Source organism: Labrenzia sp. R5_0, assembly GCF_017743835.1.
GTDB lineage: Bacteria > Pseudomonadota > Alphaproteobacteria > Rhizobiales > Stappiaceae > Roseibium > Roseibium algicola.
On the sequence record NZ_JAGHRK010000022.1, the window covers coordinates 1 to 3,195 of the forward strand.

General features: G+C 62.1%; 4 protein-coding genes. All 4 read right to left on the minus strand.

The annotated features are described in order from the left end of the window. Positions 1-41: 41 nt before the first annotated feature. The gene (locus J7447_RS31105) at positions 42-656 is read right to left on the minus strand and encodes a plasmid pRiA4b ORF-3 family protein (protein WP_209171774.1); all 615 of its coding nucleotides are present in this window, start codon (positions 654-656) and stop codon (positions 42-44) included. After that, positions 653-2,239 (minus strand): IS66 family transposase, encoded by a 1,587-nt coding sequence (locus J7447_RS31110; protein ID WP_269586500.1) that lies wholly within the window; start codon positions 2,237-2,239, stop codon positions 653-655. The genes J7447_RS31105 and J7447_RS31110 overlap by 4 nt, the downstream gene beginning before the upstream one ends. 96 nt (positions 2,240-2,335) lie before the next feature. Beyond that, entirely contained in the window at positions 2,336-2,683 is a 348-nt protein-coding gene (gene tnpB / locus J7447_RS31115) for an IS66 family insertion sequence element accessory protein TnpB (RefSeq protein ID WP_209171776.1), read from the minus strand. Then, positions 2,680-3,117 carry a transposase gene (locus tag J7447_RS31120; protein ID WP_209171777.1) on the minus strand — a complete coding sequence of 146 codons (438 nt, stop codon included), beginning with the start codon at positions 3,115-3,117 and terminating at the stop codon, positions 2,680-2,682. Before J7447_RS31120 ends, tnpB begins: the two co-directional genes overlap by 4 nt. Positions 3,118-3,195: the final 78 nt, after the last annotated feature.

The following is a 3,195-nucleotide window of genomic DNA, read 5'->3' on the forward strand; positions in this document are numbered from 1 at the left end:
CGTAAGCATCCGGCGTAGACCGCGGTGCGGTCAGTTTCCGATCAATGTTGTTGGTTCTGGCTCTTTGCGAAGCCCGCTTTGCCGAGTGCTCGGCGCCGAGCGAGCTTGGCGATGCGCTGGTTGATCAGGTCGACGCTGATATCACCCGGCTCAAAGCGACCGCCATGCCACTGCACCAGTTCGCGATGCTGCGGGTGGCGTGGCTTTGCCATCGCCTCCAGGAAGTCCGCGAAGCCGAAGGTTCCACCGACATCTTCCGGCGGTGCACGGTTTTCGCCTTCCAGGAAGCGAGGATATTCGAATGCGGGATCGGCGGCCTCGACAGATTCAACGACCACAGTGTGGCGCCAATTGTCGCCGAAGTCGTAGGTATAGGCGAACGTGGTGATGCCGCGGTCGATGAGCGTTCGGATGCGTGCATTCTTCGCAGCATAGGTCTTGCGGCCGTAGTCCTCGGCAGGGTCGGGAACATCGTAGTGCCTGCCACCGGCCTCAAACTCAAAAAGGTGGTAATCCTCGAACAGCATGACGGCCTGGATAACGTCGTGCAGCCCCTTCAGACTCATGGCAAGCGGAACTTCAACCCGGCGCCAGATCCGGGGTTCGATGTCATCAAGCTTGATGTGTAATCGGGCGATCTGTTCGTTCTGCATCATGACGCTGGTGCCGATGCCGGGGTATGCGGTTCCCAGTTCCAGGGCAGCAGTTCTTCGACTCTGGAAACAGGCGTTTCGGCGATGCGGGCGAGGACATCGGCAAGCCAGGCTTGCGGGTCGACGTCGTTGAGCTTCGCCGAGTTGAGCAGCGTCGCCATGAAGGCGGCGCGGTCGGCTCCACGAACCGATCCGGCGAACAGCCATGACTTCCTGCCGAGGGCAAAGCCGCGCAAGGCTCGTTCGGCGGCATTGTTCGTCAGGCAGATCCGGCCATCATGAAGGAAGGTGATGAAGCCGTCCCAACGCTTGAGCATGTAATCAATCGCCTCGGCAACCGAGGAGCTGCGCGACAGCTTGCCCCGTTCAGTCCGCAACCATTCTTCAAGACCTTCGGCAAGGGGGATGCCGTCCCTGCGCCGCCGCTCCAGGCGTTCGCCGGCAGTGAGCCCGTTGATCTCGCGCTCAATGTCGAACAAGGCATCGATGCGCTTGACCGCCTCCAACGCAATCGGTGAGATCGGTGCGGCGTTCTTCCTGCGCCTGGCGTTGGTGGTGATGTCGGCAAGCACGAAGAACTTGCGGCGCGCATGTGACCAACACAGCGCCTGGGTCAGCGGACCAGGATCACGGTCCACCTTGAACAGCGGATTGTAGCCGCTGTAGGCGTCAGCTTGCAGAATGCCGGTGAAGCTCTTCAGATGGCACTCGGGGTGTTCCTGGCGCCGGTTGCGAGAAGCATAGTAAAGGGCCGCCGGCGGAGATTGCCCGCCGAACGGGCGATCGTCGCGGACATAAGTCCAGATGCGGCCGGTATCGGTCTTGCCCTTGGCCAGGATCGGCACGGTGGTGTCGTCGCCGTGCAACCTCTCGGCACTCAGCACATGCGCCTCGATCAGCGAATGGACCGGCTTGAGTGCCGCCGCGCAGGCACCGACCTGGTCCGCAAGCGTCGACAGGCTGAGATCTATGCCCTCGCGCGAGTAACGCTCGCTCTGCCGGTTCAGCGGCTGATGCTGTGCAAACTTCTCGAAAAGGATCATCGCCAAAAGGTTCGGACCGGCAAAGCCGCGCGGCGTCACATGGAACGGAGCTGGCGGCTGAGTGATCTTCTCGCACTCCCGGCAGCTGAACTTCTCCCGCACGGTCTGGATCACTTTCCACTGGCGCGGGATCACTTCCAGCGTCTCGGTGACATCCTCACCGAGCTTGGCCAGCTTCGCGGATCCGCAGCATGGACAGCTCTTCGGCGCGGCAACAATCACACGCTCACGCGGCAGATGCTCTGGAAACGGTTTCTTTGATGGACGTCTGCGCTCAAACGCTTTGATGGTCGATGAACGTGCCGCGGCTTCCGCCACCAGCTCGTCCTGAGCGGCATCGGCCTCCAGCTCTTCGAGCTGCAATTCCAACTGCTCTAGAAGGCGGGCCTTGCGCTCCGAACGGTGTCCGTGGATCTCCCGCTTGAGCTTCTCGATCTCCAGCTTCAACCGGGCGATCAGAGCCTCCGAATGCGAGTTTACCGCCTGGGCACGGGCAGCGAGGGCCTCAGCTTCACGGCGGGCCGCACGCTCTGCGAGGATCATCGCGTGCGCACTGGCAAGGTCGTCGGGAAGGTGTTCGGCCGCATCGAGCATGGCGGGAGGGAATCATATTCGCTCCCGCCACGCCAGCGTTTTCCACTACCCGGCAGAGCTTGGCCGCCAGGTTTTTTGCGGCATTCGCCAATCGATGCCTTCCAGCAGATATCCGAGCTGGGCTGGGGTGATGGACACCGTGCCGTCGGCTGCCGATGGCCAGATGAACCGGCCGCGTTCCAGCTTCTTCGTGAACAGGCAGGCACCCTGGCCATCGTGCCAGATCACCTTGATCAAGCCTCCGCTCCGGCCGCGGAAGACGAACAGGTGGCCGCTCATCGGATCCTGCCTCAGTGTCTCCTGAACCATCAGCGACAGCCCGGGAAAGCCTCTGCGCATATCCGTGTGGCCCGTCGCAAGCCAGACCTTCACACCATTCGGGACCGGGATCATCGCCGCTCCAGAAGATCGAGAATACGCCCCAGGGCCTCCGTGTCGATGTCGCTGTCGAACCGAACCCGTTTACCCCGGCCCAACTCGATCATCACAACGCTCGGCTTACGACGCGCACGTTGCGGCGGAGCAGGCTTCGTGGGCTGAGCCGGCGACGGCAAGGAAACAGCATCGGATATCGTCACCGGGACAAATTGCACAGCAGGCGAAGGTGCGGGTGTTGCGCGGTCCGTCGACGCCCGGCCGTCGGAGATCGTGCACAACTGCTTGCGCCACCGGAAAAGCTGGCTCACATGGCAACCCGCCGCCCGGGCAACCTCCGACACGCTCACTCCAGGTTCAAGGCAGGCAGCGACAAGCCGCTCCTTATCCTCCTGCGACCATCGCCGACGGCGTTCTACCGACGTGATCACCTCAATATGCTGCTTCGTCATATGACTGCTCCTAGTGCTACCACTAGGACTGGCAGTCTTCAGCTTAAAGCCGCAAGACGGCCTTCACCGGAGGGGTAC

Bases quoted from the DNA above. Each gene is read 5' to 3' on its own strand.
- J7447_RS31105 (WP_209171774.1), bottom strand. From the start codon at position 656: ATGATGCAGAACGAACAGATCGCCCGATTACACATCAAGCTTGATGAC.
- tnpB (WP_209171776.1), bottom strand. From the start codon at position 2,683: ATGATCCCGGTCCCGAATGGTGTGAAGGTCTGGCTTGCGACGGGCCAC.
- J7447_RS31110 (WP_269586500.1), bottom strand. From the start codon at position 2,239: ATGATCCTCGCAGAGCGTGCGGCCCGCCGTGAAGCTGAGGCCCTCGCT.
- J7447_RS31120 (WP_209171777.1), bottom strand. From the start codon at position 3,117: ATGACGAAGCAGCATATTGAGGTGATCACGTCGGTAGAACGCCGTCGG.